Genomic DNA, 25,952 nt, shown 5'->3' with positions numbered 1-25,952 from the left:
TTATGGGCGAGAAACGGTCAAATAACACGGTATACAACGTTAACTACCACTTCGTGTGGTGTCCAAAGTATCGACACCCGATACTGGGTGTGATAGAAGATTCACTGGCATCGAGTTTTCGAGAGGTGTGCAACGAGTACAACTACGAGATACTGTCGTTGCACATCTCACCCGACCATGTACACCTATTTCTCTCGGTACATCCCAAACACGCCCCGAGCGAGATTGTACGGACAGTCAAGAGCATTACAGCACGAGAGATGTGGCAGCAGCACGAACCCCTGTTACAAGAATACCTGTGGGGTGGTGGGTTCTGGGAAGAATCGTACTACGTCGGGACGGTTGGTGACGTTTCGACCGATACGATTGAACAGTATATCGAGCGAACAGAACACGTTTAGCCGAGCTTACGGCCTTCACCCTCGGGGTCAAGCCCCGAGGCACTCGGCCTGTTCCGCCTGTAGAATGGACGTCGGGCAGAACACCCTGCACCTCACACGGCAGGTGGGTGTCGACTCTGCCCTACTCCACGAGCGGGCGCTGGCACTGGGAGCATTCCAAGAATGTTCGGTATCTCGAGAAAGGTTAATTGCTGTCAGTACCGATGAACTGAGTCTCGTTCCTACGCATTCCGGCGGTCACCGACTTACTCGCCGATACGAGTTTCTGAAACGCCCGGCCTCCTACGGAACACATCGATAGAGGACCATCGCTGAAAGGATTACCCTGCGAAGAGACGGGACACCGAAAGCACCTCATCGTCTCCGTCGACGGCTTTCGGGCGACTCGCGTCTGCTCGACGGACGCGGGTCACGGTCGACTCGCGGAAACCGGCTGGTCAGGCCTCGCTGACTGAGGCGATCCGAATCTCGGTTCCGAGCCCCCCTGGTCGGCGGCCATCGGGATAGCAGCGCGACACGCAGTGACGATCGCTCTGAGTCCGCCGTCGACGGACTGGCGGAAATCGCTCGCGTGGGCTTTCGTTCCCTGAGCGACCACTTTCTTCGGGAGCGCGGCTCAATCTAATTCATGATACATTTCTGCCGTATTGGTTGATTGTCAGACGTGTGAACTGAAAAACTCGACAGTTCGGGTGATGTACTCGATGCGGTTCTCCGTTCGCTCCACGCCGTGCCCTTCGTCCTCGAACAGGATGTACTCGTGATCGATGCCCCGTTCGGTGAGCGAGGACACGAGTTGCTCGGCCTCACTTTGGGGTACCCGAGGATCGTTCGCTCCCTGAACGATGAGCAGGGGAACGTCGATATCGTCGGTGTAGGTTATCGGAGATCGTTCTTCGTAAAGGTCGGGCTTGTCCTCGGGCGTTCCGTTGAGTTTCCGCATCAACACGTCACCGAGATACTGCCGGGCGTCTTCGACGGTCGTCTCCCAGTTGACGACGCCACAGACGCTCGCGCCCATGTCGAAGGCGTCGGTCGCGCCCACGCCCATCAGTGCCATGTATCCGCCGTAGGATCCGCCCAGGATTCCGACGTGCGTGCGTCCGCGATCACGGAGATACTCAGCGCCTGCGACCACGTCTGTGAGGTCGTCGCCACCGAGATCACCATCGCTCGCCTTCCGGAACTCTCGACCGTAGCCGAGACTCCCACGGAAGTCCGGTGCCAGGACTTCGAACCCGGCGTGGACGAGCGTCTGCGTGACAATGTCGAGGCGGTTGTAGTGCTGTGCCTCTGGGCCCCCGTGCGCCTTGATAATGCCGCCGAGTGGCTCTCCTTCCGGCCTGTAGAGCCGTGCTGCGATCTCTTGGCCATCGAAGGATTTGTATGTGACCTCTTCGGGTGCCACCGTCTGTGCCTCGACCCACCCTTCATCGACGATTGTGGTTCCGTTCTGACGCAGGTCCCCGGCGGTGGCCGGACTCCAGTGTTTGTAGAAGACGTCACCGTCGATGGCTTTCACGTCCATGTTCATGCCGGTGTTCTCGATGGTCGTGACCTCGCCGTCGCTGAGGACGCGTAGATGACGGTCACCGCCTCGGACTTCGAGGAACACGATGTCGCCGTCACCCGTCCATTGCGGGTCGTACTTGTCGCAGTGGTTCACGTAGCGGAGTTCGTAGTCTCCATCCCCGTCCGCGACGGCGAGTTCTCGATAGCCCGTCTCGTGGTTAGTCGTAAAGACGATTCCTTCCTCCGACCAGGCACCGTATCCGTCGTCGGTAAAAGCGAACGACTGCTCGGAGTCGGGTTCGTCGATGAACACGTCATCTCTATCGAGGGGAAGATCGACGAGACGGAGTGCGGAATCTTCGAAGGTACCGGCCTGGTAGACGAGCCGCTGACCGTCCGGCGACCAGGCGTAGCCCATGACCGGTTCCGGAACCTCGGACTGCTTGGTGATCTCTCCCTCGTCGAGGTGGAGAGTGTACAGATCTAACGATCGGTCTCGGTTCGAAACGAACGCGATCCGATCCGGATCCCTTGGATGCTGTCGGGCTTTGAAATTGAGGAACTGGTCGTCGAGAATCGGCGTGGTGGTACCGGTCTCCGGATTGACCTCCAGAAGGTCGAACTGTTCGGCACCGTTTTCGTCACGGTAGGCGAGTAGCGATTCGCGGCCCTGAAGCCACTTCGGAGACGTGATGTCACCGTCCGACTGAGTAAGCTGGCCGTCGGGCGTGTGCAGATCGTACTCGCCGTCGCTGTAAGCCGCGTAGACGACCGTTCCGTCGGGAGTCTTCGTGTACCCGGACACGCCGTGAGCGTCGGCGAGTTGGGTCGCGTATTCAGCGAACTGTTCGTCAAATCGACCGTGATCAGTCGTTTCGGTTTGCGTCATCGGTTCGAACACCAATTTCCACATCTGGAAGGTCGTACTACCGCCCCATAATATTTATCGAGCTATTGATATATTACCAGAGTGGTTTCAAAATCGAGTTTGAGCGACTCGGCGTCAGAATGAGCGTACGAGGGGGTATTTCAGCTATTCACTCCGACGAGTATCCAAATCACTCAACGGCTCTTTTGACATTTGTCTGTTATGAACGCCGCTCACTCTGGTTTCTGCGTTGCACGCGCTCGGTTCGTTTGACCACGGCAGCATCGTCGAGATACAGTCGAAGTGAGGTAGCATCACGCCGTAATTCGACCCGGTACTCGACCGGGTTACTGCCTGTCCGCTCCGAGGTCCACGTTCCGTCAAGGAGATACTGGTGAAGCTCCCACATTCCGGTTCCCATGATATCCACGCCGTGCTCCCAATGGAAAGCGACTGACTCCGGATGGTAGGCAGCGGCATGGGTCAGCGGGACGCTCATAAATCGCAGACACTGCTGGCATTCGCTACGGGTAGCGAAGGACACGGGCACTGAATCTGGAACGGACTCGTTCTCAGCGTCAATCACCTCAGTATCGAGATTACCTGCACAGTCCGGACATACATCCTGCCGCATTTTGACGAAGTCACCAGCTTGCTCCCAGATGACGGATTCAATCAGGTCGGAGTCGGTTCGAGCCTGTACCTGTGCAGGCCTGACCCTGTACGAGAACGCGGGCCGATTGCATTCCGAACACCGGATGAAGAAGTATTGCTCGTGTAACCTCGCCTGGAGGGCCGTTTCACCGCAGTAGAGACATTGCCCCTCCGTCTCGATAGGTCCAAAGCTCTCGGGAGAGCGATAATTCTCGGCGAGTATAAAACGAACCAGTTGTTCGCCAGCGTGGGTGAATGCATAGTCGTCCTCGTGCTTCCTGAGGAACGTACCAGTGAGTTCCCCAAGATGATACGACAGCTTCGAGGTGTTGTCCACGTCAACCCGGTCGTAAATATCCGAAAACGACAGTGCAGCAATCCCTGTTTCCTGCTTTTCCTGTTGTGCGAGTGCGACTGTCCGAAGAATGTCGAGCCGAATTTCGTCGGACAAGAGCCCAAAGACGTCCTCGGGTGTCCGTTTGGTCTCCATGTTGGAGAAAAGCGCTGCGGCGGTATTGAAACCCAGCCACGAACCGGTACGGGTTCTGATCTGATCGTCGAACGGGAACTCAGTGTATTTACTTCGGGAGCCAGGGCGTCGAAGTGGTTCGGACAAACGGTGGTGCCTCGGCTCTCGACGTCCAGCGGAGTTCAAATCAGCGGTCGAGCGAATTCGGGCTCTCGACTAATCACCGGTCGCCCGGCGCTTGACGAACCAGTCGAACAGAGGCGTGTGCTTGACCGCTGCATCCCGAATTCGTCTGAGGCCGTTTGATTCCAGAAACATCACGGCACTCTCGAAGCGGGCTTCGCGTTGGACGCGTGTCGCGGCGTCTCGGCGCCGCCGCTCAAACTGAGTGAGTGCCTCGGAAGGATTCCCGGGACTCCCTGTGGCGAGGTACTGTGCGAAAACGCGAGCGTCCTATCACGCGAGTGAAGTGGCCGTTTGCTGACGTTAGCCCGGCGAGACCGCCGCCAACAATCAGAACCTCCGTCTCGCTGGTGCGGGTCATCGTCTTTCCGGTCGGCTGTCATATACAGTACGCTCGTGCATGTTTCCGTGGGTTTGAGACGGCTCACTAACTTCGATTCTCCGAAGCGGATGCAATACTTCGGACTTGACAGTATAACTACTTCGAGAGTAGATGTATAGGTGCATGTCGCACCAAGACTGCAACTGCGCCGATCTAACGGCCGAGAAAACAGGTAAACAGACTCCGAATTCAGACAGTTGGATCGAAGAGCGGCCAGTGAAGACTGCAGAACTCCCGGAGGCCGCAGCAGATAACATGAGCCGGTTCTTCGGCGACTCAATCGAAACGTTCGACGATATGATCGCGGCCTTCCGTAGTGTAGTCGAGGGAGAAGGGATCGCTATCGACGAACTCTGCCACGTCGAGGCAGAGACCCCGCACTACGCGCAGACGGACGGCCAGACCTACTACTTTCGGTGTTTCTACGACGGGATAGCACTGGCCCATCTCGTGGACGAACACGTTGAGGTTAGGACTGAAACCCCTACGAAAGAATCCATCGAGATACAGGCCTCTCCCGAGGGTAATATCGACGTCACTCCGTCAGACGCGGTTATGTCGTTCGGCGTGGCCACTGAGAGCGACGTTCCCCTTGATGATACCCCGGCTGCCGAGGACGTCTACGGTGCCGTCTGTCCGTACGTGAAGGCGTTCTACACTCGTGAGGAGTACGAGCACTGGGCAGAGGACGTGGCAGCCACCACCGTTGGTATTCCTCTCGAATCCGGCGTGCCCATCGCTGCTGCCCTGACGGCGACGACTCCGTCGGAGGTGACCGAATGAACCTTCCCACCGTCGCTATCCTCGGCTCCCAAGCCGTACTCGGACTCGTCGGCCTGGGAGTCGGTGGGGCAAAGGTCACCAACCAAGAGGATCAGGTAGAAGATTTTCAGCGATTTGGATATCCACAATGGTTCCGAATCGTTACTAGGGTGGTTGAAATCGGGGCCGGAGCAGGTCTGATTGCAGGGCTCTTGTGGTTGCCCGGACTGACGTTGGCCGGTGGCCTCCTCCTGAGCGGTGTCATGGTAGGGGCGGTGGTCACCCATCTTCGCACTGGTGACCCGCCGTCGAAAGCTGCCGCTCCAGCGACGCTATTCGTCTTCACAGCAGGCCTGCTTGCTATCCGCTATCTGTCGATTCCGCTATAGCGACAGAATTCTACTCCTGACCTACAGAAACTTCGTCCTCGTCAATTTCTTCAGCCCACTTGAGGAGGGGTTCCAGATGTTGGCCCAGTTCTTCGCCAGTCTCCGTGAGTTCGTATTCGACCCGTGGTGGAATCTCAGCGTACTGCTCTCGGGAGAGGATCCCAGCCTCGACGAGCTCGTCGAGTCTCGTCGAGAGCGTCGAACTACTCACGCCGTCGAACGTCTCTTCGATGTCGCCGTACCGTGCAGGACCGATTGCATCAACCACACAAATGAGTTGCATCGCGTAACGGCGACTGAGTAAATCCATTACACCACCCAGTGGACAGAGACAGTCTTGGTCGATATCTGCCGCGTCCGTCGTTTCAGTTACTGAGTCAGGGGCATCTCCCATAGCTTTCGTTCACCACACTTGGTTCTATACTTCGGACTCGACAGTATAAATAGTTCGGGTTCGAAAGTAATAGTGGACTATGAGACAGAGCGACTCAGAACGAGTGGTTGCGTGTACATTGACCGAAGAAGACGAAAAAGAGCGGTCAGAAGCGGTCCGATCACTGCTCATCTCCCATTACACGGGATTCGAGGAACGCGAGAAAGGGCTGGACATTCGGTTCGCCGGAACCGATGAGTCACTGCAGGCGGTGGCTCGTTTCACTGCAAACGAGTTGCAGTGCTGTTCGTTTGCCGAGTACGATATCACCGTGTCGCCTCCGTACGAAGAAACGGTGCTGACAGTCACTGGTCCCGACGGGACGCGGGAGATGTTCCGTGAGGGCTTAGTCGAGCGTCTAGAGACAGAGTCGGGGTAACTCAGTCTGCTCGCCCGAACCAACTGGCAAGACCGGCGCTCGTTGCCATCTCGACGACGCCGAAGATCACCGCTGGAAGCGGCGCAATCGTCGGAAAGCCAGCAGCGATCACGAGTGCCGCTGCGACAGCGAAATCACGCATCCCGACAGAGAGGATTGACGCGATACGTGTCGGTCGATCCCTTCGATGGCTGATCAAGAGACCGACTGCGTACCCCGATCCGTTCAGAACAACGGCACCAGCCGCGATGCCAGTCAAGAGTGCCAGGTTCGAGCGGATTACAGCAGCATTCGCGGCCGGTTTCACACGAGCAATCGCAATTGCGAGCGGCAGTGTAGTCGTATCTCCACTTTACGCAGCCATCTTTCCAAAAGATCAAAATATGTAGATACTCATTCTGAGCTATCGATGCCCCCAGTACGGCTCCGGTCGATCGTCCCGATGTTCGGCGGGGAACGACAGTAGTATTGCGGTTTCTCACTTCTGCAACTTGCAGCGGGCAGATACTGATCACTCCTTTGCTGCACTCCGTGAGTACTGTGTCCACGAATGCAGACAGGGTCGGACAGACGATCTCGAATGAGTGGCGCCCACCGGCTCTTGAGCCGGTCGTGGAACTCATGCCGAAGTCACTCCGTATCGGCCCTATCGAGGACTGCGTCGAACAGCCGGAGGCTGAGGAATAACAGGATGACGGCCAGCAGGAACGTCGGAGCAGGAACAAAGTACTCGACGAACGCGTCGATCGCTGACCCGTCCGTGCCGCCCCCCTGTCGTTGCCGGCCAGTCTGAGAGACGGGAACGCCGAGAGAAGCCACGGCAAGGTGACGTACCCTACTGTGGTCGCCGGAACGTAGATCGTCTGGGTCAGGAGGAACGAGAGGATGCCAAACTCACCGATTCCGTGACCGAGTCTTCGCGCTCTTGGAGGAACTCCAGTCCACCGATGAGAACGATCATCCCGGAGGTACCGAGCCGGGCGCCCGCCATCAACAGGAAGAACTGCGTCGACGAGACGAGGTCGGCTTCGAAGAACGTCACCGCTATCGCTGCCACGACCGAGCCGTTCATCAGGCCGTAGGCCGCCAGCCAACTGACGCCGAGTGCCGCAGGTCGTCGGTCACGATTCGGCTCAGAGACCACTCGACGACGTCAGAGAACGCCTCTGTTGCGGTCCCGAGTAGCCGAATGGCGAACAGGAACAGCGTCAGCGCCACGAGAACGCCGAACCAGATGATCACTCTCGGCGCGAGATCCCTCTCCAAGATGGCGGGACGAGAATCAGACATGGATTTTGTTACCCGGGTACCCTCCAAAATCGTTCAAGGAGGCCGGTGATGATCCGCCGTTCGGTTATCAGCTTTGGGACAGGCTCTGCTATCGAATCACTTATGACTACGTTGTATCATCCTCATTTCGACCCAGCGAGCGTCTCGCCTTCCCAGTAGTCAGTAGCGCTCCTACCTTCGTCACAAACGCTACATCCTCGTTCGCAGATAGCTCGCTAGAGACGGCTGCTACCACATCGTTATACCTGCCCCGCTGTCGTCTGCGTGGCATCGATTGTCGGTCCAGTAGTTGACTTTTCCCGATTGGGTGCCGATTAACCTAAACTCATCCGAGTCCTGACCGCCGCGAGAGGGCCGTTAGATAAACATGTGAGACCGTATGAGAATGAATAATGAGTGACTCTCCTTCAGGCCCTATCTCTGTTCTCCATGTCGATGATGAGCCCGACTTCGCTGAGATGGTCGCAACCTTTCTCGAACGGGAAGACGACCGACTCACGGTCGATACAGCAAGGGATATAGACGAGGGGTTGTCGCGGCTTGACGAGACTGACGTCGATTGTATCGTCTCTGATTACGAGCTGCCCGGTCGAAATGGGATCGAGTTCCTAAAGACCGTTCGCGAAAGGAAGCCGGATTTACCGTTTATCCTGTTTACCGGCAAGGGGAGCGAAGAGGTCGCCAGTGACGCGATTTCTGCCGGGGTCTCTGACTACCTCCAGAAAGAGACGGGGACCGACCAGTATACCCTCCTCGCGAATAGAATTGTCAATTCCGTCACGCGGACGCGGGCAGAACAAGCTCGACAACGCCACCTCCAGGCCATCGAAACCTCTCAGGGAGGTATTAGCATTCTCGATGAGAATGGCGAATTCATCTACGTCAATGAGGCGTACGCGGAACTCTACGGTTACGATCGCCAAGAGATACTCGGCGAGCGCTGGGAACTCCTCTATCCCGACGAGAACGTAGAAGCGGTTCGTGAGGAGATCCTACCGTACGTCGCTTCGGAAGGATATTGGCGCGGCGAGACGACTGGCCTTCGGGCTGATGGGAGCACGTTTCTCGAAGACCACACGCTCGCTATAACTGAGAAGAATGAACTCGTCTGTACGGTTTTGGACGTAAGCAGACAGAAAAAGCATGAACGGGCCATTAAGGAACTACACAGTACCGCCCAGGCGTTCATGCAAGCCGAAACTGAGGACGAGGTCGCTCAAATCGCCGTCAATGCCGTCCGTGATATTCTCGAGATGCCGGCTAACGGTCTCCATCTCTACGACGAATCAGAAAAAGTCCTGATACCGATCGCGTGGACGGACCGAACAGAGGAACTCGTCGGCAAGCCCCCCGCGTTCGAACCCGGCGAAGGTCTCGCATGGAAGGCTTTCGAAACGGGAGAGCCATACATCAATAGCGATATCTCTACAGATCCTGATCGGTTCAATCCAGAGACGCCCATTCAGAGTCAGTTCCTTCTCCCACTGGATGACCACGGCGTTCACCTCATCGGCTCACCCGATCCAAATGCCTTCGACGAGACAGACGTGTCCCTTGCGAGTATACTCGCTACTCATGCGACAACAGCGCTGGATCGTGTCGAGGATGAACAAGAACTCGCCCGGAAAAACGAGCGGTTAGAAACGTTTACTAGTATCGTCAGTCACGACCTGAAGAGTCCGCTGAGCGTAGCGATCGGAAGTCTGGAAATGGCCCAAGAGGAGTGTGAATGCCCGTATCTCGATGACGCCGAACAGGCACTTGACCGTACTGCTACACTGCTTGAAGACCTACATGCCTTCGCACAGGCCGGCACAGCGACGATCGAGTTCGAGAAGATCGACTTGGGTCAACTCTGTGAATCCTGTTGGCATCATGTGGAGACAGGCGACGCTACACTCCACACTCCCACACAACACGTGATTCGCGGCGACAGAAGTCGTCTCCAAGAGCTACTCGAGAATCTCGTTCGAAACGCGGTCGAACACGGAGGTAAAGACGTCACGATCACCGTTGGGGACTTAGAGACCGGGTTTTACGTCGAAGATGACGGGTCGGGTATTCCGGCCACCGAACATGACCGTATCTTCGAACGGGGGTACTCGACAACTGAAGACAATACCGGATTCGGTCTCGCAATTGTTCAGGAACTCGTCGAGATCCATGGCTGGAACCTGCATCTATCAGAGAGCGAGTGTAGTGGCGCACGCTTCGAAATCACCGATATAGACATCATCGAAGCTAGGGATTGACATCCACTGAGATTCCGTTCCTCGGTGCACTCCATCTCGAGGACCGTGTTCGCGACCAGGGCTCAGTCTTCGCGAAGATTCGTTACGCGCATTTTCGATTCGAGCACGTCCGTCCGAAAATCGGAATCTGCAACGACGAGGTGATCGCCGGTCGAACGGGCGGCCGCTGCGATCATGAGATCGCGAGCGGCCATCCGTTCGCCTTTGGAGAGGAGTTCGTCTTGCAATCGTGCAGCCTCGAGTGCGAGATTCTCGTTGAACTCGAGAGAGCGGACACCGCTGAAGTGCTGCCGTTCTGTAGCAACATCTGTCTCACCGCGTCCGAGGGCGCCTGCGAGAACCTCGTGAACGCAGATCGACGATGTGAGGTAGGGTTCGTCCTGTGATTCGACGTACTCGACGGTGTCGTCGACGCCCTCGAGCATATCGATGATGACCGAGGAGTCGAGAAACGTCATCGCTCGAAGCTCTCTCGAGAGCGGGCGACAGCGTCACGGGCACGGTCGGCAGTCTCTGAATCCCACACACCAACGGAGATCGGTTCCTCGTCACTAACCAGCCGCTCGAGCAACTCGTCGAAACTCTCGTCATCGCGCTTGAGACGATCGAGTTTCGCTTTCGTCTCGTCCGAGACGCGGATGGACGTACCCATATGTATGCATCGTGTATGCAAGTGTTAAGAAGTTTCGCTGCAATACCGGGCAGAGGAGTCAGGCCTGGCTTTGAGCGGTCGCGGTCGCACACTACGGAAGGACTGCACGGCTCTTGTGGGTTGTTAGCACCTACCAATAATTTAGGCGTCAGAGCACGTAGGTCTCACTGGAACGCTATGACCGACATTCCCCACCAGAACTTAGCCATCATCGGGCACGTTGATCACGGGATTCCCTCGGACGAGATTCCTGAACGTGGGAACTTCGCCATCCGTGATATAGGCCAGACCGTCGCCGCTGCTAAGGTCCTCGCGGTCACTGAAAAGTAGCGATGAGCCAGCAACGGCGCCAGCGGACCCCCGACAGCAGTCCCCTGACGTGTGCTAACTGTGGCGACGCGGTACCGGTCCGGCAGTACCACGTCTATCTCGCGACGGACGAGGTCGTCGAACTCCCGCTTTGCGAGGGCTGCCGCTACAAGTTCGTGACCGCGGACTGGGTCACGGCCGTGGTGTGAACTACCCTACCCTACTCGCTCACGGCTGACGCCGTTCGCTTCTTGAGGGTAGGGCTTCCTGCTTCCACGACGCGCTTTGCAGATACAGGCGTATCCACAGGGAGCGCAGTCTCCACAGGCGTTGATTCGGAGTATCCCACTCCTATATCTTCGAGACCGCGAGAAAGGATGTTCCACGCCGCGTTCGCGTCCCTGTCCGCCTCAAACCCGCAGGCGGGACAGGAGTGTTCACGGACCCACAACGGCTTGTCTGTCGAGACGCCGCAGGACGCACACTCCTTGGTCGTCCCTCTCGGGTTGACTGCCACGAAATGCGTTCCCTCTCGTTCGCACTTGTATTCGAGCAACGAGAGGAACGTCCGCCACGCGGCAGACGCGGTATTGCGGCTGTTCGACGGCGATTCAATCATCCCCTTCACGTTCAAGTCTTCGACCGCTACGAGGTCGTACTCCCGAGCGTAGTACGCCGAGAGCTTGTGGAGGAAGTCGCGGCGCTTTCGTCGGAGGTCGGCATGACACTCCGCAATCCGACGCCGTTGTGTCTCGTAGTTGTTCGACCCATGTTCCTTCCGCGAGAGTTTCCGTTGCTCGCGTTCCAAGCGTTCGCGCTCGTCGGAAAGGTCGAGCGACCCGACCGCCGTCCCGTCGGTGTCGTGAGCATACGTGAGAATCCCCACGTCGATCCCGACGCACTTCTTGGGGTTCTCGGGTAGTTCAGGCGGTTCACGGTCCATTTGGACGCCGAAGGTGGCGAACCACTCGCCCGTCGGTTCCTTCTTGACCGTGACCTGCTTGAGTGTGGCGTCGTCGGGGATGGTGCGGTGGAGCCGAATCGGGATGTCCGCGAGTTTCGAGAGCGACAGCACAGTCTGACCGCCCTTCTTGTCGAGCTTGAAGCCAGACTGACTGTAGGTGAAACTTCGGAATTCCCGTGGCGGTTTCCACGTGAGTTGGCCGACGCCGTAGCCGTTCTCCTTGAGTTTGGAGAGGCCTTTGAGGTTGTCGAACAGCCGTTCCACAACGGTTTGGAGAACCTTCGAATACACGTCCGAGAGGCCGTCCCACCACGTCTTGAGGTCGGGTAGCTCCGACCGAAGTGTAGTCATGGACGGTAGTTCGCCGTGGTTCTCTTGGTACTCGTTGAGGCGATAGAGCGCGTGATTGTACAGTTGCCTACAAATGTCTCGGTGGCGGTCCAACTCCTCACGGTGGGCGTCGGACGGCTTGAGACGGTATTTGTAGGCGTAGTACATTCTATTCGCGTTGGTTCTCGATGTACTGTTTCAGCACATCCAGTGACACCTGCCCCGTCGAGATGAGACAGTAGGAGTCGTTCCAGAACGAGTCGCCCCACAGTTCGGTCTTCAGTTCGTCCGCGTACTCGTTGCGGATACGGCGGGCGGTTGCGCCCTTGACCGTGTTGATGAACTTCGCGAGGTCCGTGGTGGGTTTCGCTCGGAACAGGATGTGTACGTGGTCGTCCTCACCGTCGAGGTTTGTCAGTCCGACACCGTAGTTGTCCGTGAACCCGCTGATGACCTCATGAATGAATTGGGTTCGTTCCTCGGTTAGCACTCCACGCCGATACTTCGTGGTGAGTATCAGGTGGTAGTGTAGGGAATACGTCGAGTGCGCTTCCGAGTCGAGGTCGTATTCCATTGGGTTCGATCAATATTATGATACCCTACTGCAAAACCGTTGCGACTGCGTGGGCCTGTGGGCCAGCCATCGAATCGTATATGAGAATTGTGCGGCGCTGTATCCCCTCCCTGCTCGCGCCTTCCTTTCGGTCGGCGCTCGCTGAGGAAGAGGGCTTAGCACCTCAGTTCAGCTAACTACGCGATTTCGGGCTCAGGGTCCGGGTACTGCGCCTGTCGGGATGTCGCTCGCCGTGACGCTGAGACATCGGACGTTCTCGGCCCCGCCGCTTCTTGGCACCTCGACCGCGTGGCGGCTCACTGGGCGGGATAGCGCGGGCGCGCGGACTGCTGCGCGGACTTGGTCGGCTGGTCGCCACCAGTCCCGCCATGGAGGTCGCGGTACGTCGAACAGGTCGGGCAGCCGTGGACCGCACCGTCGACGCCGAAGACCCGGACGTAATCTCGCGTGACGTGCTCGCCACACTCACTGCAACTTGGCATGTGTTACCAAATACCATAATGCTATTTAACTAATTCGGCGGTGCTCACGACGAGAGAGCGCCACGAAACTGAGTCACCGAACGATCGTTGTCGGTTCCATCGCCGACTGACGGGCGGCTCGCGTCTGCCCGGTCGAAAAGCGCGTCCCGGCCGGCCTACGGAAGCCGGCCGGTCAGGGCCTCGCTGGCGGGCGCGATCGGGATCTCGCTCCCGAGTCCCTCCGCCCGTGCTTTCTCGTATAGCATGTGGGCGGCTGCGACCGTTTCGATCCCGGTTCCGCCGCTGTCGAAGACCGTGATCTCGTCATCGCTCGTCCGCCCGGAGGCAACCCCCGCGACCACCTCGCCGAGTTCGGCGTGGACGTGGTCCTCGTCGATAACGCCCGCCTCGAGCGCTGCGAGGTAGGATCCCGCGTCCTGTATCACACGGGCGCGGAGGTCGGGGACGTACGTCGATCGTTCGATAGTGGTCGTATCGAGTTCACGCCGATCGGGCGTATGTTGTCCCATCGCCGTCACGTGCGTCCCGGGCTGGAGGTCGTCGCCATCGAACACCGGATCGGCGGCCGTCGTCGCCGTGATTACGACGTCCGCGCCCGAGACAGCGGCCGCACTCGAGTCGACCGACTCGACTGCCGCCTCGAGGTGATCGTCGAACTCCGCAGCGAACGCCGCCCGGTTATCGGGAGTCGGCGAGAAGACGCGGACTGACTCGAGGTCGCGGACGGTCGCGGTGGCGTGGAGCTGTCCGCGGGCCTGCGCGCCGCTACCGATGAGTCCGACGGTGCTCGCGTCGTCTCGTGCGAGCGCGTCGACGGCGACGGCACCGGCCGCGCCGGTCTTGAACGGGTTCATGCTCGCCCCGTCGATAAGCGCGAGGGGTTCGCCGCTCTCGGCGTCGAACACCGGCGTCACGAACCAGGCGTTGGGCCCGGCAAAGCCCAACGTGTACATGTAGCCGCCCATCGCGCCCGTCTCGGGGAGGATGGCCGAGTAGTGCGTGAGTTCCCCGTCGGGACTCTCGTGGTGGAGGGTCTGTCGCGGTAGCGCCGGCGCGCCCTCGCCGCGCTGGCGGTAGCCGTCGCGGACGACATCGACGTATTCGGCCGGCGTCGCGAGTCCGTCAGTCCCGTCGCTGGTGATAAATAACGCGTCTGTCACACATCTGGATATCGCGTGCGACGTAAAAAAAGCCGCATGACAGCACCGCTTGGAGGGATCCGATACTACGGAGGTATGCGCTATCGATCTGGATCACCTGGTGAAGTATTCTGAATGGCAACGTGTGAGATTAACCAACAGCGGTTGGGGTATTCGAGCTGGCGTTGGTTAACTACCCCGCTCGCCGAGAAGAAGTCCGCGCAGAAGCGCCGACCGCGAGTGGGGGTATTGTTTCGGCCCATCGGCATCCGCGATGACCCATTGATCGGCCACGTGCAATCGTAGTACCTGCGGGTGACATCCTACGCGAGGCGACTACTCTATCGCAACGTTCAGAACGCAGCGAGCGAATTCCCGTCCTTACACGATCGTCGCCGCGCTTCCGAAGATCGTAAGTACGAGCGTAAGCCGTCCGAGACTACCGAGAAACGTCGCAACAGCGAACTTCAGATAATCCTCCTCGAGAACGGCGAACGCGTAGATCGAGAGCGTATCGGGGAAGAACGGCACACACAGCGCGAGTGCTAAGCCACCGTATCCGTATCGACGCGCCACTTTCACCGTTCGTCTCTCTGACCACTCGATGACGTCGAACCGAGAGCGGCGGAGCGAGCGAACGATCGGCCCTGCCTGCTTTGCCTCTTGACCCAGGTGAAAGGCGACGAGACTCCCGACGGTTTTCCCCACCGCGCTGACGCCCATGACGAGGCCGAAGCGCACCCAGAGCGGGATCCCGAGGTCGAGAGGTGCAACGAGGACGACCTCGCTCGGACCGGGTAACGCGAACGCGATCAGAAACGAGTAGACGAAGACGATCCCGAGGCCGGGCCACCCCGTCGCGCTCTTGATGACGGCGTGAGCGCTCTCGGAGGCACGCGGCAAAAGCTCGGAACTGAAAAGAAGGCCCTCTGCGGCCGTTGCGATCACAGCTCAAAGTTGCACGATGTCGATGGTAAACGTTCGTGTTGCGGGTCACCGCTGGCTCCGACCGTGTCCGGAACCGACACCTTTCCACGGCCGGGAATCGCCCCTCGAAATCCGTTCGAAACAGGGTCCAGAGGACGGCGCACAGGCCTAGCCGAGGCGCCGACGCGTGTACCGCCCGATCGCGGCTCCGAACGTGCCGTCTGGCTCACTGTCTCGTGGCAGGCAGATCTATGTCCGGTCCGTGATGAGTACATCACGGCGGAGGACTAGACAGACTGCTAGAGCCGCACGACCATCCTTGCCATCCGTGCCTGACCGCGTCGCAGGCCGATTCAGCGCCGGTGGCGGGCCGTACGACGGTGTCGCTCACCCGCGGAAACAGACTCAGAGTATCGCTGGAGTCGAGTTGCGCGGCCGATACCGACGTAGCTCGAGGCATTGCGTACGGGAAGAGAAGCGATTGGACCAGACACCGACATCCCCCGTCGCCTTCAAAAGCGGCGGAGTTCAGCGGTAGTGACACCGTGCAGTCACTCTTCTCTCTGGAGGCAACGCGGGTGATAGACATCGAGGCCGCTGTTGTCCCCTCGCTTGCGGTATACAACCGTTTCCCCTCGATCTCTTGTCCGGACGAATCACACGTCATCAGCGCCCCTATTTGCTTGCACTAGTGAACTACCCCACCCTACCGCTCGCCTGACGGCTCGCGCTTGAGGGTGGGGCTTCCTGTTTCCACGACGCGCTTTGCAGATACTGAGGTATCCACAGGGAGCGCAGTCTCCACAGGCGTTGATTCGGAGCGTCCCGCTCCTAACCGCTTCCTGATACCGCGAGAAAGGATGTTCCACGCCGCGTTCGCGTCCCGGTCCACCTCGAACCCACACGACGGACATGAATGTTCGCGCACCCACAGCGGCTTGTCAGTCGAAACTCCGCAGAACGCACACTCTTTCGTCGTTCCACGGGGATTCACCGCGACGAAGTGCGTCCCTTCGCGTTCGCACTTGTATTCGAGCATCCGACGGAACGTTCCCCACGCCGCGCCCGCACGGTTGCGGGAGTTGCCCGGTAGTTCGACCAAGCCCTTCGCGTCCAAATTCTCTACGGCCACGAGGTCGTATTCGCGGGCGTAGTAGTTCGAGAGTTTGTGGAGGAAGTCACGGCGCTTGTTCTTCAACTCGGCGTAACGTTCGGCCACGACCTGGCGCTGTTTCTCCCAATTCGCAGAGCCGTGTTGTTTCCGCGAGAGGTCGCGCTGTGCGCGTTCCAACCTTTCGCGCTCGTCGCTGAAGTCGGGACTCTCGATGGCGTATCCATCGGTGTCGTGGGCGTACTTCAGGATACCTACGTCAATCCCGACGACCTTCTCGGGTGTCTCCGGTTTCTCAGGCGTGGCTTCGTCCACGTCAATACCGAACGCGGCGTACCACTCACCTGTCGGTTCCTGCTTGACCGTGACCTGTTTGATGGTCGCGTTCTCGGGGATGTCTCGGTGAAGGTGAATCGGAATTTCACCGATTTTGCTTAACCACAGCGTAGGCCGACCACTCGTATTCTTGAGTTTGAAGCCGGACTGGTTGTAGGTGAGCGATCGATACTCCCGAGGCGGTTTCCACTTGAGCATCCCCACGGCACGTCCATTCTCCTTCTGCGCTTTGAGCGTGGAGAGATTGTCGTAGACACGCTTGACGACCATCTGCAATACCTTCGAGTGAACGTCGGTCAGGTCGACCCACCACGATTTGAGGTCGGGGAGTGTGCCCTGTACCTCGTAGCGGGCGGGAATGTCGTCTGCCTCGTTGAGCAGGTGGAGAACGTGGTTGTAGAGTTGCCTACAAGTATCCACGTGGTGCAGAAGCGTCTCGGTGAGGGCTTCCGGTGGGTCGAGTCGATACTTGTAGTTGTAGTGCATCTATGACTCTCGTTCCTCGATAAGTTCGTCCAGTTTCTCTTGGACGAACGAAGAGAGATTCAGGTGGTTATCCTGAATCCACTCCTCTTGGTCGTCGCGAATGGAGATGTTTTTGCGAGTCGCCACAACACACTATACACAAAATACACATATAGTGGTTGCGATTGCGTGGGCCTGTGGGCCGAGCGTCGAACGTGTTTGAGAACCGTGCGGCGTTGACGAGACGCGAAGCGTCTCGTTCGCACACCAGAAGTCGGAGACTTCTGGGGACGCTGTATCCCCTCCCTACTGCGCTACTCGGTCGCTTCGCTCCCTGCGTTGCTCTGTGAGGAAGGGGACTTAGCGCCTAATTCCAGTTAAACGTCGGTGTGAATACGGGAGTAGTAACAGCAGCAGTGCTCTGAACGAAACTTTTGCTCAATTCGCAGATCCACTGGGCGGCGAGTTCGGCCCGGTTCTCTCCGAACGAACCCGTCGGTCTCGTGGACGGCCGACATCGGCGTGTGGCCCGCCGCCGACCTCAGCGTGGCCTCTGACGGGTTACATGTTTTCGTCGCCGATCGCGGTGCGGGTGCGTTCGTCGTCGTCAACGAGGGAAAAACGATCTGGACCGAGTCCCACGATGTCGGCCCCGGATGCGGGGCCCTCGCTGCCGACGGCCGAACGTGGAGTACGATCGTCGTGGATCTCGACACCGAGACGGCCCGCATGGCGGTCTATCGGACCCCCGATACGGCGGCCGAGCCCGAGCCCACACCGGCCGCTAGTGAGCCGGATGAGCTAGCCGATACGGCAGACGATTCGGCCGATGGGGACGACGATCCAGCACCTGATGACGATGGCTCGTCCGACGTCGGTGGGGCCTCCAGCGATCCTGATGCTCTCGAGTTCGTCGATTACCGTATCCTCGGCGAACGGGCCAATGAGGAGTATATCACGCTCCGAAACAGTGGCGACAGTCCGCTTCGGATGTCCGGCTGGACCATTCGGGATCGGCGAGAGGTAGCCGAGTGGGCATCAACGCCTCCCCATTCGAATTCCCGAACGGGTTCACGCTGGCACCGGATACGGCTATGACTATCTACACTGGCAAGGGTGAACAGACGGCCGAGACGCTCTACTGAGGGTATGAATCCCAGATGTGGAACGAAGAGAGCGGCGTCGCGATCGTGCGCGATGCCAGCGGCACCATCGTTCTCGAGCAGCCGATCGCTGCAGAACAAAAGCCGGAGCCACCGGAAAACCCTCCTGACGACAATGTGTCCGACGGATCGACTACCCCTTCTGACGGCGATGGGACCACCGAGCCGACCAACCCGTCCAACGACGATGAGCCCACTCAGCCGGCCGATCCACCCAGCGGTGACGGACCCGCCGACTCGGGTACCCCACCAGCCGACAATGCCACCGAGGGTTTCCACTGATGGAGCTACTACCGGCGCGGAGTAAGGTGTCCTCGGACCCAGAAACAGCCGGTGACGGTCCGGTTCGCATCAAGCCGTCAATTTCGTCGTCAGTCCGGCGCTGATCGGATGATCGTGACTGGTACAGGGGCTCGTCGCGCAACGGTCTCCGCGATGCTGCCCACTAACAGCCGGCTGAGTCCGGTCCGCCCGTGGCTCCCGATGACGATCTGGTCACACTCCTGTATCACCGCATACTCGACGATCGTGTCCGTTGGGGGGCCTGGTTTGAGGGATGTCGTGATCTCGCGGCCGTAATCGGCTGCGAGCTGGTGCGCAGGGTCGAACACCGTGTTTTCTACGTCGGCAAGCCGGTCGAGCAGCTCTGGTGCGTAGTACAGATACGACTGTCCACACCGGTAGTTAGAGAAGTCGATGGCATGTACCGCCGTAATCTCCGCCTCTGGGTACGCTTCGATGGTATATTCGAGTGCGTGACGGGCCTGAGGCGATTCGTCGAGTGCCACCAAGATGCGCCCCGGCATATGAATGAGTTCCGCGCCCTAGTACAAATCACCAATGCTCGAGCAGTTCGCCACCGCGATCGAAGGCCGACACTGAACGCCATGACGCGAGTGGACAACCACGCTTCACACAGTCTGCGTGGCCCGCCGGGATGCCGGTTCCGCGACTGTCCCTCGGACGTCTAGTAGTGCGTGGAGTTGCCGGCTGTCCGCGACGGAGGAGCCGCGGGCCCCTACGAGACGATCAGAATCTTCTCTCAATCGTCGTCTTGCTCGACTGCGGTGATCACAGCGTCGACCGCTGCCTGAGTGGCCTTGGTCGGCTGGTGGTCGAACCGGTCGTCACTCATGACGTGTTCGTGACAAGACAGCGCGAAAAAGATTACTAACTTATCAATGATATTTGTTGTCATATATACATCGCCTAAAGCCAGCGGCCATCGAGCGCTCAGGCGGGCGACATACTAGGAAGTCCCGAGTCGGTCTAAACGGTCACTAGTAGCCTTCACCACAAACAGACACTCTGAGACACTATTCAGAAGTTTAATACATAGCGCTTGGAAACGGCCCGACCGCATGTCAAGCGATTCGGACACTGAGATGGCGGAGCCGACGGCAGTCCAACAGCGCCACCGAGACGCGGCTGCCGAGGTGCTCCCCGCGCACACCGACCTCTATATCGGTGGAGAGTTCGTCCCGGCAGCAGCGACCGAGACGTTCGAGACGACCGATCCGACGACCGGCGCGGTTCTCACGGACGTGGCGCGCGGCCGGCGGGCCGATGTCGACCGGGCAGTGGAGGCCGCGTGGGAAGCGTTCGACGAGACGTGGGTCGACTACTCGGCCGGACAGCGCCAGCGGGTCCTCACCGCCATCGCCGACACGATCGAGACCCACGCGGACGAACTCGCGCAACTGGAGACGCTCGATAACGGCAAGCCCGTCTCGGAGGCGGCCGCCGACGTGCAGGGCGCGGCCGAGCAGTTCCGGTATTTCGCCGGCATCGTCCGCGAGAATCCCGGCGAAACGATGACCGATAGCCAACGGCAGGCACAGGTGATCAAAGAGCCCTACGGCGTCGTCGGCCAGATCATTCCGTGGAACTTCCCGCTCATGATGGCCTCGTGGAAACTGGCGCCGGCCCTCGCGGCCGGGAACTGCACGGTCCTCAAACCGGCCGAGCAGACGCCGCTGTCGGCGCTCCGTCTCGCGGAACTCATCGGCGATATCGTGCCCGACGGCGTCGTGAACATCGTCCCGGGCTACGGCGACGAGGCCGGAGCGGCGGTGGCGAATCACGATGATATCCGCAAGCTCGCCTTCACGGGGTCGACGGCTGTCGGCAAGCAGGTTATGAAGAGTGCCGCCGACACCGTCACCGACGTGACCCTCGAGCTCGGAGGGAAAAGCCCGATCGTCGTCTTCCCCGATACGGACGTGCAGACAGCCGTCTCGCTCGTCGCGGCGGCGATCTTCTACAACACGGGCGAGTGCTGTGAGGCCGGCTCGCGGCTGTTCGTCCACGAGGAGATCGCCGACGAGGTGCTCGACGGACTCGTGGCGGCCGTCGACGACATGACCATCGGCGATCCGTTAGACGACGCGACAGACCTCGGCCCGAAGGTCTCGCGCGCCCAGGTGAACCGAACGCTGGACTACCTCAAGCGGGCCCAGAAAGACGGTGGGGAGTTCCTCACCGGTGGCGGGCAGCCGGACGACGAGGCCCTCGCGGACGGCTGTTACGTCGAACCAACGCTCATCGACGGTCTCAGCCACGACGCGGCCGCGGCTCAGGAGGAGATCTTCGGCCCCGTCCTCACGGTGTTCCGCTGGGACGACTACGACGAAATGATCGAACTGGCGAACGACGTGGAGTACGGCCTCGCTGGCGGCGTCATCACCGAGGATATTTCGCAGGCGAACAAAACGGCGCGCGACATCGAAGCGGGCTACATCTGGATCAACAGCTACCACGACCTCGCCCCGGGGCTCCCCTTCGGCGGTTACAAGCAGTCGGGCATCGGGCGCGAACTCAGCGCCGAGACGCTCGATCACTACCGACAGACCAAGACGATCAATCTCTCGCTCTAGTCCTCCGATACCGTTTCTCCCTTTTTTAGCGGTAGGCACTAGGAAATATGGGCTCCGATGAGAGTGGTCTGTCTCTTCCGAGCAAACTAGAACGTGGCAGCGCGAGTCGCTCGGCGTGCCGCTGGACGTTTGCTGTTCTGTTTTCTTGGAAGATCTCGAGTCTCGGGCAAGTCTTCCAAAGCCCCTGTCCGAGCGGAGGCCGTACCGGTTCGGCCCGAACTTCGGCATTCGACCGGGGAACTCACACTGTAGGGACGCCCGTCTGTGACGGGCGCTGGTCTGTGGCTAGCAGAACCCCACGCCTTCAGTCGCGGGAGAACTCAGGCGAGTCGTCTGCTTACCTCGTCTGCCGCTCGTTCGCCGGATCGAATCGCGCCGTCCATATAGCCACACCACTGTGTTGCAGTTTCCGTTCCCGCCCAATGGATACGTCCTACCGGTTCGCGGAGTGCATCACCGTACCCCGTCATCGTTCCTGGCGTCATGTTTCCGGCGTAACAGCCCGCCGACCACTGTTCGTTCGACCAGGACTGCTCGACGTACTCGAGCGGGTCGCCGGCCCGCTCGCCGAAGTATCGAGCGAAATCCGCTAATACCTGATCACGTCGGTCAGACGCCTCTCTCTCGCTCCACGTGCGCGCCGTTTCCCCCGCGATGAAGCCGACCAATGCCCCGGTCGTACTCTCGGGCGCCGTATCATCGAACATGAACCCGACCACGTCGTCGTCAGTGAGCACGAACCCGGAATAGCCGGCCCGCCGCCAGAACGGCTCCTCATACGTCGCGATGCATTTGATCGTCGCCCCCATCGGCATGCGCTGCGTGAGTGCATCCCGTCGGGCCGGAAGGGGCGGGTCGTAGGTGATCCGCCCGGCCAGGGTCGGCGGAATCGCCACGATCGCGAACGACCCGGTGTACGTCCCAGTGTCCGATTCGACGATTACCCCCGAATCGTCGTGCGTAACGGCCCTGACCGGTGACTCAAGCTGGACCGAGTCACCCAGTTCGTTCGCCAGCAGTTGGGACAGCTGCTGGGCCCCACCCTCGATTCGGCGTTCTTGGGCGCCGCCCTCTACACCGGTTATCCTCTCGATGCCGCCGCCGGCGTGGAGGTACGTCAGAAAATACAGGAGGGATATCTCGGACGGTTCGGTTGTGAACAGGGCGCGGAGGAGCGAATCGAAGGCGCCTCGCGCCGCCGTCGTCTCGAGGGTCTCTCGTTTCCATGCTTCGACGGTGGTCCCGTCCCACTTTTCGGCGTTCGGTGCGCTGTACGGCTCTTCGAGGGGGATCTGCGTCCGGAGCGTCTCGAGCCGTCCGAACGCGTCCATGAGCTCCGAATACGCCGCCGAGGGAAGGGCTCTGAGCGCGTCCTCGTGTTCCTTCACCACACCGTCGATCGCAATCTGGTCGAGTCCGTCGTCGAACTGGGGGATTGTGTCGAGATCGTACGTCTCCACGAGTTCGTTCACGCGGTCTTGCGTCGGCCCGATCCACTGCCCACCGAGGTCGACGCGTTCACCGTCTGCCAATCTGTGGCTGAGCGTTCGACCGCCGACGCGGTCGCGGGCCTCGAGTACCGTGACGCTGTAATCGTCCTTCACGAGTTCTCGAGCCGCAGTGAGTCCTGCCAGGCCGGCTCCGACGACGACGGCATCGCTTCGCCCGTCTTCTCCCTCTGTCATCGTATCTCCACCTCGGTCGCACTCCGCCCTGAAACGACCATGGTGAGCGTTATCATTCTGTTCCATGTTAACTATTCTGTCGTATGTTGCGCGGTTTACGGAAGTGCGAGGAAAAAGCCCCCGCCCTTTGGAGTGTGGATGAATCCGACAACACTCTACACCATCCACCGTTCGATTGCACGGCTGGATATTCCACGCCCGAATCCAGCCCTTCAGATAAATCTATTCACATAAGTTGCGCATGGCGAGCTACACGTTCCGGAAGAACCGGCCGTGGAAGCCGAAGGGTTCCGCGTGTGGGAGAACGGCCCGCGCCTGGACATCGAGCGTCGCTGCGTCAAAGACCATGAGTTCCGTCCGCTCACGGTGAGGGTCCAGCGCCGTCGCGAGCACGACTCCCTCGTCTTCGTCGTCTGCAGCAGGATGCTGGACGGGCACTGGTTCCTCGATGTAGACCGACCGCTTCCACCACTCCCTGGCGGAGCCCGTCTCACAATCCACTTTGACGAGTCCGTTTGCCCCGCTGCGGTCGGTCGCTTGCCCGTACGCGTAGCGGTGGTGTCGGCCGACGACCGAGCGAGCGACACGTGGCATCTCCATCGCGCCATCGTAGAGTCGCGTTCGGCTGATCGTATTCGAGTCGGGGTCGATACGGTACCGCATCAGGTGAGCATCGGACACGTCCGGGAACCCGTCGCCGTCGAGTTCGGACAGTGACATAGTGTCGACGATGTCGCCGTTCGGGAACTCCACGAGATCGAGGACGATCGTCCCGCCGTCGACGTAGGCGTTGACGTGGTGAAAGGTGAAGGCCGGCGCGAACGTCGGATCGGCCACAAGGTCGCCGGTATTCCGGTCGACTACGAGCACGCGCGTGTCGCGCTCTGGCTGCCAGTCGAGCATGTCGATCGCGCCCTCGGTAAACGGATTCAGTGCCCGAAACACCGATAGGACGAGCGGCGACTCCACGACGATGACGTGGTCGGCGGTGACGCTGCAGTCGTGGATATACGCCGGCCCGTTCGCGTCGATGGAGGCGATCACCTCTCGCGTGCGACTCCCGGTCGGGAGACGATAGAGATGATACTGTGGCGTCCGGCCGAACTGCGTGGCGAAGCCGACCAGTTCGTCCCGATGAGGGTCGTCGACGAAATGCGCGGCCGTGATGTGTTCGGACAGGTCGTCGTGGAACCGAAAGCGTCCGCGTGTCTCGAGCGTCTCGGGATCGAAGGCGACCCGGCGCGGGGTCTCGGTGAGCGCGACGTATTCGCCGTCGATGCGGGCGACGTGAACGTTCGTGTTGTCGGTCGGCTCGGGAACTCCCGGGGAGGTTACGGTCTCGAGGAGACGACGCCAGCCACGCGTGTCAGTGCCGAACTGGCCGGTCAGCCGACCGTCCATCGCCTCCGCGTAGGCATCGGTGCGGAGGAACCGGTTCGAGTAGCGGAGCCCGCCGTCGTCGAAGGCGTAGCGGCGGAGCATCGCTAACCCGTCGAACCAGTGGTTAACCCGGCGATCACCGACCTCGAAGCGGGCGGGACCGTTGCGGATCAGTGTCCCGGAGAGCCAGTCGGGGATGGTGCCCTCGACCGTCGGGCGGTGGTCGTGGACTTCGGTGGTCAGCGAGTGAAAGCCAGCGCCGGATACCGTCACGGCCACGTATTCGGGTAACGCGGCAATCAATCCTTCGTGCGCGTCGATTCAGAGTGCCCCAGACGAGCAGAGGCACATCACAGATAGCTGTACGGAATCAGGGCATCCGCTCACCGTCCTGGGACGCCGCCGAACATCTGCTTCAGCACGAACGTCTCAGCGGTCGCAGTCCTGTCACTGCAAGCGGATCTGGGCGTGTCGGTAGGCGTCAACGTACCTGAGTCGGGCGGGGAGAGAGCGCACGACGGAGCGCGCGAGAGCGCATACTGCTTCGAATATTCGTTGTCTCCGGGGCGACCAGGGCAGTTGAAATTCCGCACGGACCGAGTCGGGGAGCGTGCCAGCACCCAGAAACGCATACAGCGGCCCAAACACATGTCCCTGTCTGAACAACGTGCGCTGGAGCTTCTTGCCCTGCGTCCCGACAGTGAGTTCCTCGACGAGCATCCGCTCGTAGTAGTCATAGAAGTCCGCAAGCGTCTCGGGATACGCCTCCTCTGGAATTCCGAGTAGTCGCCCGAACACTTTGCTCTCCTGGTAGTATTCCGCTTGTTCCGTCTCGGGTAGCGGGGCGACGTAGGTTTCGTAGGCAGTCAGCGCTTGGTCGATCAAGGTCGCGTGAACCCACAACAGGAGTTCGGGGGTAGCCGCCGCATAGCGTTCACCGGCCACGAACGGTCCGACGTCCTCCTCCAGCGTCCCAGTGACCTGGCCGTGGATTTCGCGAATCGTGAGTGCAGCCTCGATTGCTGCGTCAGCATCGCCGAAGATAATCGCATGAACGAAATCGAAGGTGCGTCGAAAGCGACCGATAGGACTGGCATCGAAACGACTGTGCTCGGCGACGCCAGCAGCGACCAGTGGATGAGCGAACTGCAGCAGGATCGTGCTGACGCCGCTCAACAGTAGCACTTTCTCCCGACTGACCCGCCACATAATCGAATCGGGTCCGAAAAACCCGGTCTCGTGTGTCTCGAGATCTGCAACAAGGGCCGCGATATCCGGAGAAATGGCCTCGCTGAGAGAGGGGTCGATGCCGTCATGACCGGAGCGGTCCATTGAGCACTCTACACCGTGCGACCTTAATGAATGAGGTGCTAACCCCCCTTCTTCAACGAGGGACGTCGGCGGGAGCGTAGCGGGCCTCTGTGCGGCACGGGTCCTCCGCGAGGCCGTCGACGAAGTGGTCGGCCTCGAACGGGACGAGATCCCGACCGCGTCGAGGCCGGTGTCCGTCCTCGGAGGGGCACCGGCACGCGCCCCACTAACCGACGGAGTCCGAGTGGAACTTTACCGGGCGATAGATTCAGGT

Annotated in this window: 30 protein-coding genes; 10 read left to right on the top strand and 20 right to left on the bottom strand. The window is 59.8% G+C overall.

The annotated features are described in order from the left end of the window. Nucleotides 1-2 precede the first annotated feature (2 nt). Nucleotides 3-401: an IS200/IS605 family transposase gene (gene tnpA / locus NDO75_RS19260; RefSeq protein WP_310908237.1), complete on the top strand. Its 399-nt coding sequence runs from the start codon at nucleotides 3-5 to the stop codon at nucleotides 399-401. 658 nt (nucleotides 402-1,059) lie between these two features. On the opposite strand, the gene NDO75_RS19255 is transcribed toward tnpA (NDO75_RS19260), so the two are convergent. Both NDO75_RS19255 and NDO75_RS19250 read right to left on the bottom strand, forming a co-directional pair. Continuing rightward, nucleotides 1,060-2,802 (bottom strand): prolyl oligopeptidase family serine peptidase, encoded by a 1,743-nt coding sequence (locus NDO75_RS19255; RefSeq protein WP_310908236.1) that lies wholly within the window; start codon nucleotides 2,800-2,802, stop codon nucleotides 1,060-1,062. 199 nt (nucleotides 2,803-3,001) lie between these two features. After that, nucleotides 3,002-3,925 carry a hypothetical protein gene (locus NDO75_RS19250; protein WP_310908235.1) on the bottom strand — a complete coding sequence of 308 codons (924 nt, stop codon included), beginning with the start codon at nucleotides 3,923-3,925 and terminating at the stop codon, nucleotides 3,002-3,004. A gap of 760 nt (nucleotides 3,926-4,685) precedes the next feature. Between NDO75_RS19250 and merB the strand changes: the two genes are divergently transcribed. Together merB and NDO75_RS19240 are read left to right on the top strand one after the other, a co-directional pair. Continuing rightward, a complete protein-coding gene (gene merB / locus NDO75_RS19245; RefSeq protein ID WP_310908234.1) occupies nucleotides 4,686-5,252 on the top strand; it encodes an organomercurial lyase in 567 nt (188 codons plus the stop codon). Next, nucleotides 5,249-5,620, top strand: a complete 372-nt coding sequence (locus tag NDO75_RS19240; protein WP_310908233.1) for a DoxX family protein — start codon at nucleotides 5,249-5,251, stop codon at nucleotides 5,618-5,620. Before merB ends, NDO75_RS19240 begins: the two co-directional genes overlap by 4 nt. A 10-nt stretch (nucleotides 5,621-5,630) precedes the next feature. On the opposite strand, the gene NDO75_RS19235 is transcribed toward NDO75_RS19240, so the two are convergent. Continuing rightward, a complete protein-coding gene (locus NDO75_RS19235; protein WP_310908232.1) occupies nucleotides 5,631-5,930 on the bottom strand; it encodes a helix-turn-helix domain-containing protein in 300 nt (99 codons plus the stop codon). Nucleotides 5,931-6,132: 202 nt separating this feature from the next. Between NDO75_RS19235 and NDO75_RS19230 the strand changes: the two genes are divergently transcribed. Continuing rightward, the gene (locus NDO75_RS19230) at nucleotides 6,133-6,432 is read left to right on the top strand and encodes a hypothetical protein (protein WP_310908231.1); all 300 of its coding nucleotides are present in this window, start codon (nucleotides 6,133-6,135) and stop codon (nucleotides 6,430-6,432) included. A gap of 1 nt (nucleotide 6,433) precedes the next feature. On the opposite strand, the gene NDO75_RS19225 is transcribed toward NDO75_RS19230, so the two are convergent. The 4 genes from NDO75_RS19225 to NDO75_RS19210 all read right to left on the bottom strand — a co-directional run bounded on the left by NDO75_RS19225 (nucleotide 6,434) and on the right by NDO75_RS19210 (nucleotide 7,722). After that, nucleotides 6,434-6,574 (bottom strand): hypothetical protein, encoded by a 141-nt coding sequence (locus NDO75_RS19225; protein ID WP_310908230.1) that lies wholly within the window; start codon nucleotides 6,572-6,574, stop codon nucleotides 6,434-6,436. Between the two features lie 488 nt (nucleotides 6,575-7,062). Beyond that, nucleotides 7,063-7,251: a hypothetical protein gene (locus NDO75_RS19220; protein WP_310908229.1), complete on the bottom strand. Its 189-nt coding sequence runs from the start codon at nucleotides 7,249-7,251 to the stop codon at nucleotides 7,063-7,065. Between the two features lie 49 nt (nucleotides 7,252-7,300). Then, nucleotides 7,301-7,504, bottom strand: a complete 204-nt coding sequence (locus NDO75_RS19215) for a hypothetical protein (RefSeq protein ID WP_310908228.1) — start codon at nucleotides 7,502-7,504, stop codon at nucleotides 7,301-7,303. Further along, nucleotides 7,504-7,722, bottom strand: a complete 219-nt coding sequence (locus NDO75_RS19210; RefSeq protein ID WP_310908227.1) for a hypothetical protein — start codon at nucleotides 7,720-7,722, stop codon at nucleotides 7,504-7,506. The genes NDO75_RS19215 and NDO75_RS19210 overlap by 1 nt, the downstream gene beginning before the upstream one ends. Before the next feature lie 392 nt (nucleotides 7,723-8,114). Between NDO75_RS19210 and NDO75_RS19205 the strand changes: the two genes are divergently transcribed. Next, nucleotides 8,115-9,974 carry a response regulator gene (locus NDO75_RS19205; RefSeq protein WP_310908226.1) on the top strand — a complete coding sequence of 620 codons (1,860 nt, stop codon included), beginning with the start codon at nucleotides 8,115-8,117 and terminating at the stop codon, nucleotides 9,972-9,974. Nucleotides 9,975-10,036: 62 nt separating this feature from the next. On the opposite strand, the gene NDO75_RS19200 is transcribed toward NDO75_RS19205, so the two are convergent. Further along, complete coding sequence (locus tag NDO75_RS19200) at nucleotides 10,037-10,432, bottom strand: PIN domain-containing protein (protein ID WP_310908225.1); 396 nt, start codon at nucleotides 10,430-10,432, stop codon at nucleotides 10,037-10,039. Next, the gene (locus NDO75_RS19195) at nucleotides 10,429-10,626 is read right to left on the bottom strand and encodes an antitoxin VapB family protein (protein ID WP_310908224.1); all 198 of its coding nucleotides are present in this window, start codon (nucleotides 10,624-10,626) and stop codon (nucleotides 10,429-10,431) included. Before NDO75_RS19195 ends, NDO75_RS19200 begins: the two co-directional genes overlap by 4 nt. Before the next feature lie 177 nt (nucleotides 10,627-10,803). Here NDO75_RS19195 and NDO75_RS19190 point away from each other — a divergent pair, with 177 nt between their 5' ends. Both NDO75_RS19190 and NDO75_RS19185 read left to right on the top strand, forming a co-directional pair. Continuing rightward, the gene (locus NDO75_RS19190) at nucleotides 10,804-10,956 is read left to right on the top strand and encodes a hypothetical protein (protein ID WP_310908490.1); all 153 of its coding nucleotides are present in this window, start codon (nucleotides 10,804-10,806) and stop codon (nucleotides 10,954-10,956) included. A gap of 2 nt (nucleotides 10,957-10,958) precedes the next feature. Beyond that, nucleotides 10,959-11,144, top strand: coding sequence for a hypothetical protein (locus tag NDO75_RS19185; RefSeq protein WP_310908489.1), 186 nt, complete (start codon nucleotides 10,959-10,961; stop codon nucleotides 11,142-11,144). Between the two features lie 11 nt (nucleotides 11,145-11,155). Here the strand turns inward: NDO75_RS19185 and NDO75_RS19180 are convergent, their stop codons facing one another. The 7 genes from NDO75_RS19180 to NDO75_RS19150 all read right to left on the bottom strand — a co-directional run bounded on the left by NDO75_RS19180 (nucleotide 11,156) and on the right by NDO75_RS19150 (nucleotide 17,410). Continuing rightward, nucleotides 11,156-12,397 carry a transposase gene (locus tag NDO75_RS19180; RefSeq protein ID WP_310908223.1) on the bottom strand — a complete coding sequence of 414 codons (1,242 nt, stop codon included), beginning with the start codon at nucleotides 12,395-12,397 and terminating at the stop codon, nucleotides 11,156-11,158. 1 nt (nucleotide 12,398) lies between these two features. Then, nucleotides 12,399-12,803, bottom strand: coding sequence for an IS200/IS605 family transposase (gene tnpA / locus NDO75_RS19175; RefSeq protein WP_310908222.1), 405 nt, complete (start codon nucleotides 12,801-12,803; stop codon nucleotides 12,399-12,401). 296 nt (nucleotides 12,804-13,099) lie between these two features. Continuing rightward, on the bottom strand, nucleotides 13,100-13,285 hold the full coding sequence (locus NDO75_RS19170) for a hypothetical protein (protein ID WP_310908221.1): 186 nt from the start codon (nucleotides 13,283-13,285) through the stop codon (nucleotides 13,100-13,102). A gap of 155 nt (nucleotides 13,286-13,440) precedes the next feature. Further along, complete coding sequence (locus NDO75_RS19165) at nucleotides 13,441-14,445, bottom strand: ornithine cyclodeaminase family protein (protein WP_310908220.1); 1,005 nt, start codon at nucleotides 14,443-14,445, stop codon at nucleotides 13,441-13,443. 360 nt (nucleotides 14,446-14,805) lie between these two features. After that, nucleotides 14,806-15,327: a VTT domain-containing protein gene (locus tag NDO75_RS19160; protein WP_310908482.1), complete on the bottom strand. Its 522-nt coding sequence runs from the start codon at nucleotides 15,325-15,327 to the stop codon at nucleotides 14,806-14,808. A 730-nt stretch (nucleotides 15,328-16,057) separates the two neighbouring features. Further along, nucleotides 16,058-17,284, bottom strand: a complete 1,227-nt coding sequence (locus NDO75_RS19155) for a transposase (protein ID WP_310908219.1) — start codon at nucleotides 17,282-17,284, stop codon at nucleotides 16,058-16,060. Next, the gene (locus tag NDO75_RS19150) at nucleotides 17,285-17,410 is read right to left on the bottom strand and encodes a hypothetical protein (protein ID WP_255473514.1); all 126 of its coding nucleotides are present in this window, start codon (nucleotides 17,408-17,410) and stop codon (nucleotides 17,285-17,287) included. Nucleotides 17,411-17,809: 399 nt separating this feature from the next. Between NDO75_RS19150 and NDO75_RS19145 the strand changes: the two genes are divergently transcribed. Further along, complete coding sequence (locus tag NDO75_RS19145; protein WP_310908218.1) at nucleotides 17,810-18,361, top strand: hypothetical protein; 552 nt, start codon at nucleotides 17,810-17,812, stop codon at nucleotides 18,359-18,361. A gap of 62 nt (nucleotides 18,362-18,423) precedes the next feature. Further along, entirely contained in the window at nucleotides 18,424-18,708 is a 285-nt protein-coding gene (locus NDO75_RS19140) for a hypothetical protein (protein WP_310908217.1), read from the top strand. 89 nt (nucleotides 18,709-18,797) lie between these two features. On the opposite strand, the gene NDO75_RS19135 is transcribed toward NDO75_RS19140, so the two are convergent. Next, nucleotides 18,798-19,214 carry a universal stress protein gene (locus tag NDO75_RS19135; protein WP_310908216.1) on the bottom strand — a complete coding sequence of 139 codons (417 nt, stop codon included), beginning with the start codon at nucleotides 19,212-19,214 and terminating at the stop codon, nucleotides 18,798-18,800. A gap of 573 nt (nucleotides 19,215-19,787) precedes the next feature. On the opposite strand from NDO75_RS19135, the gene NDO75_RS19130 reads away from it, so the two are divergent. Next, the gene (locus NDO75_RS19130; RefSeq protein WP_310908215.1) at nucleotides 19,788-21,302 is read left to right on the top strand and encodes an aldehyde dehydrogenase family protein; all 1,515 of its coding nucleotides are present in this window, start codon (nucleotides 19,788-19,790) and stop codon (nucleotides 21,300-21,302) included. 320 nt (nucleotides 21,303-21,622) lie between these two features. Here the strand turns inward: NDO75_RS19130 and NDO75_RS19125 are convergent, their stop codons facing one another. From NDO75_RS19125 to NDO75_RS19115, 3 genes are all read right to left on the bottom strand, one after another. Further along, nucleotides 21,623-22,987: a flavin monoamine oxidase family protein gene (locus tag NDO75_RS19125; RefSeq protein WP_310908214.1), complete on the bottom strand. Its 1,365-nt coding sequence runs from the start codon at nucleotides 22,985-22,987 to the stop codon at nucleotides 21,623-21,625. Nucleotides 22,988-23,236: 249 nt separating this feature from the next. After that, nucleotides 23,237-24,640 carry a carotenoid oxygenase family protein gene (locus NDO75_RS19120; RefSeq protein ID WP_310908213.1) on the bottom strand — a complete coding sequence of 468 codons (1,404 nt, stop codon included), beginning with the start codon at nucleotides 24,638-24,640 and terminating at the stop codon, nucleotides 23,237-23,239. Between the two features lie 174 nt (nucleotides 24,641-24,814). Further along, nucleotides 24,815-25,699, bottom strand: a complete 885-nt coding sequence (locus tag NDO75_RS19115) for an oxygenase MpaB family protein (RefSeq protein WP_310908212.1) — start codon at nucleotides 25,697-25,699, stop codon at nucleotides 24,815-24,817. Nucleotides 25,700-25,952 lie beyond the last annotated feature (253 nt).

The sequence above is a fragment of the Natrinema sp. 1APR25-10V2 genome (genome assembly GCF_031626495.1).
Lineage (GTDB): Archaea > Halobacteriota > Halobacteria > Halobacteriales > Natrialbaceae > Natrinema.
The sequence above is the reverse complement of the archived record's forward strand: the minus strand, read 5'-3'. Positions and strand labels throughout refer to the sequence as shown.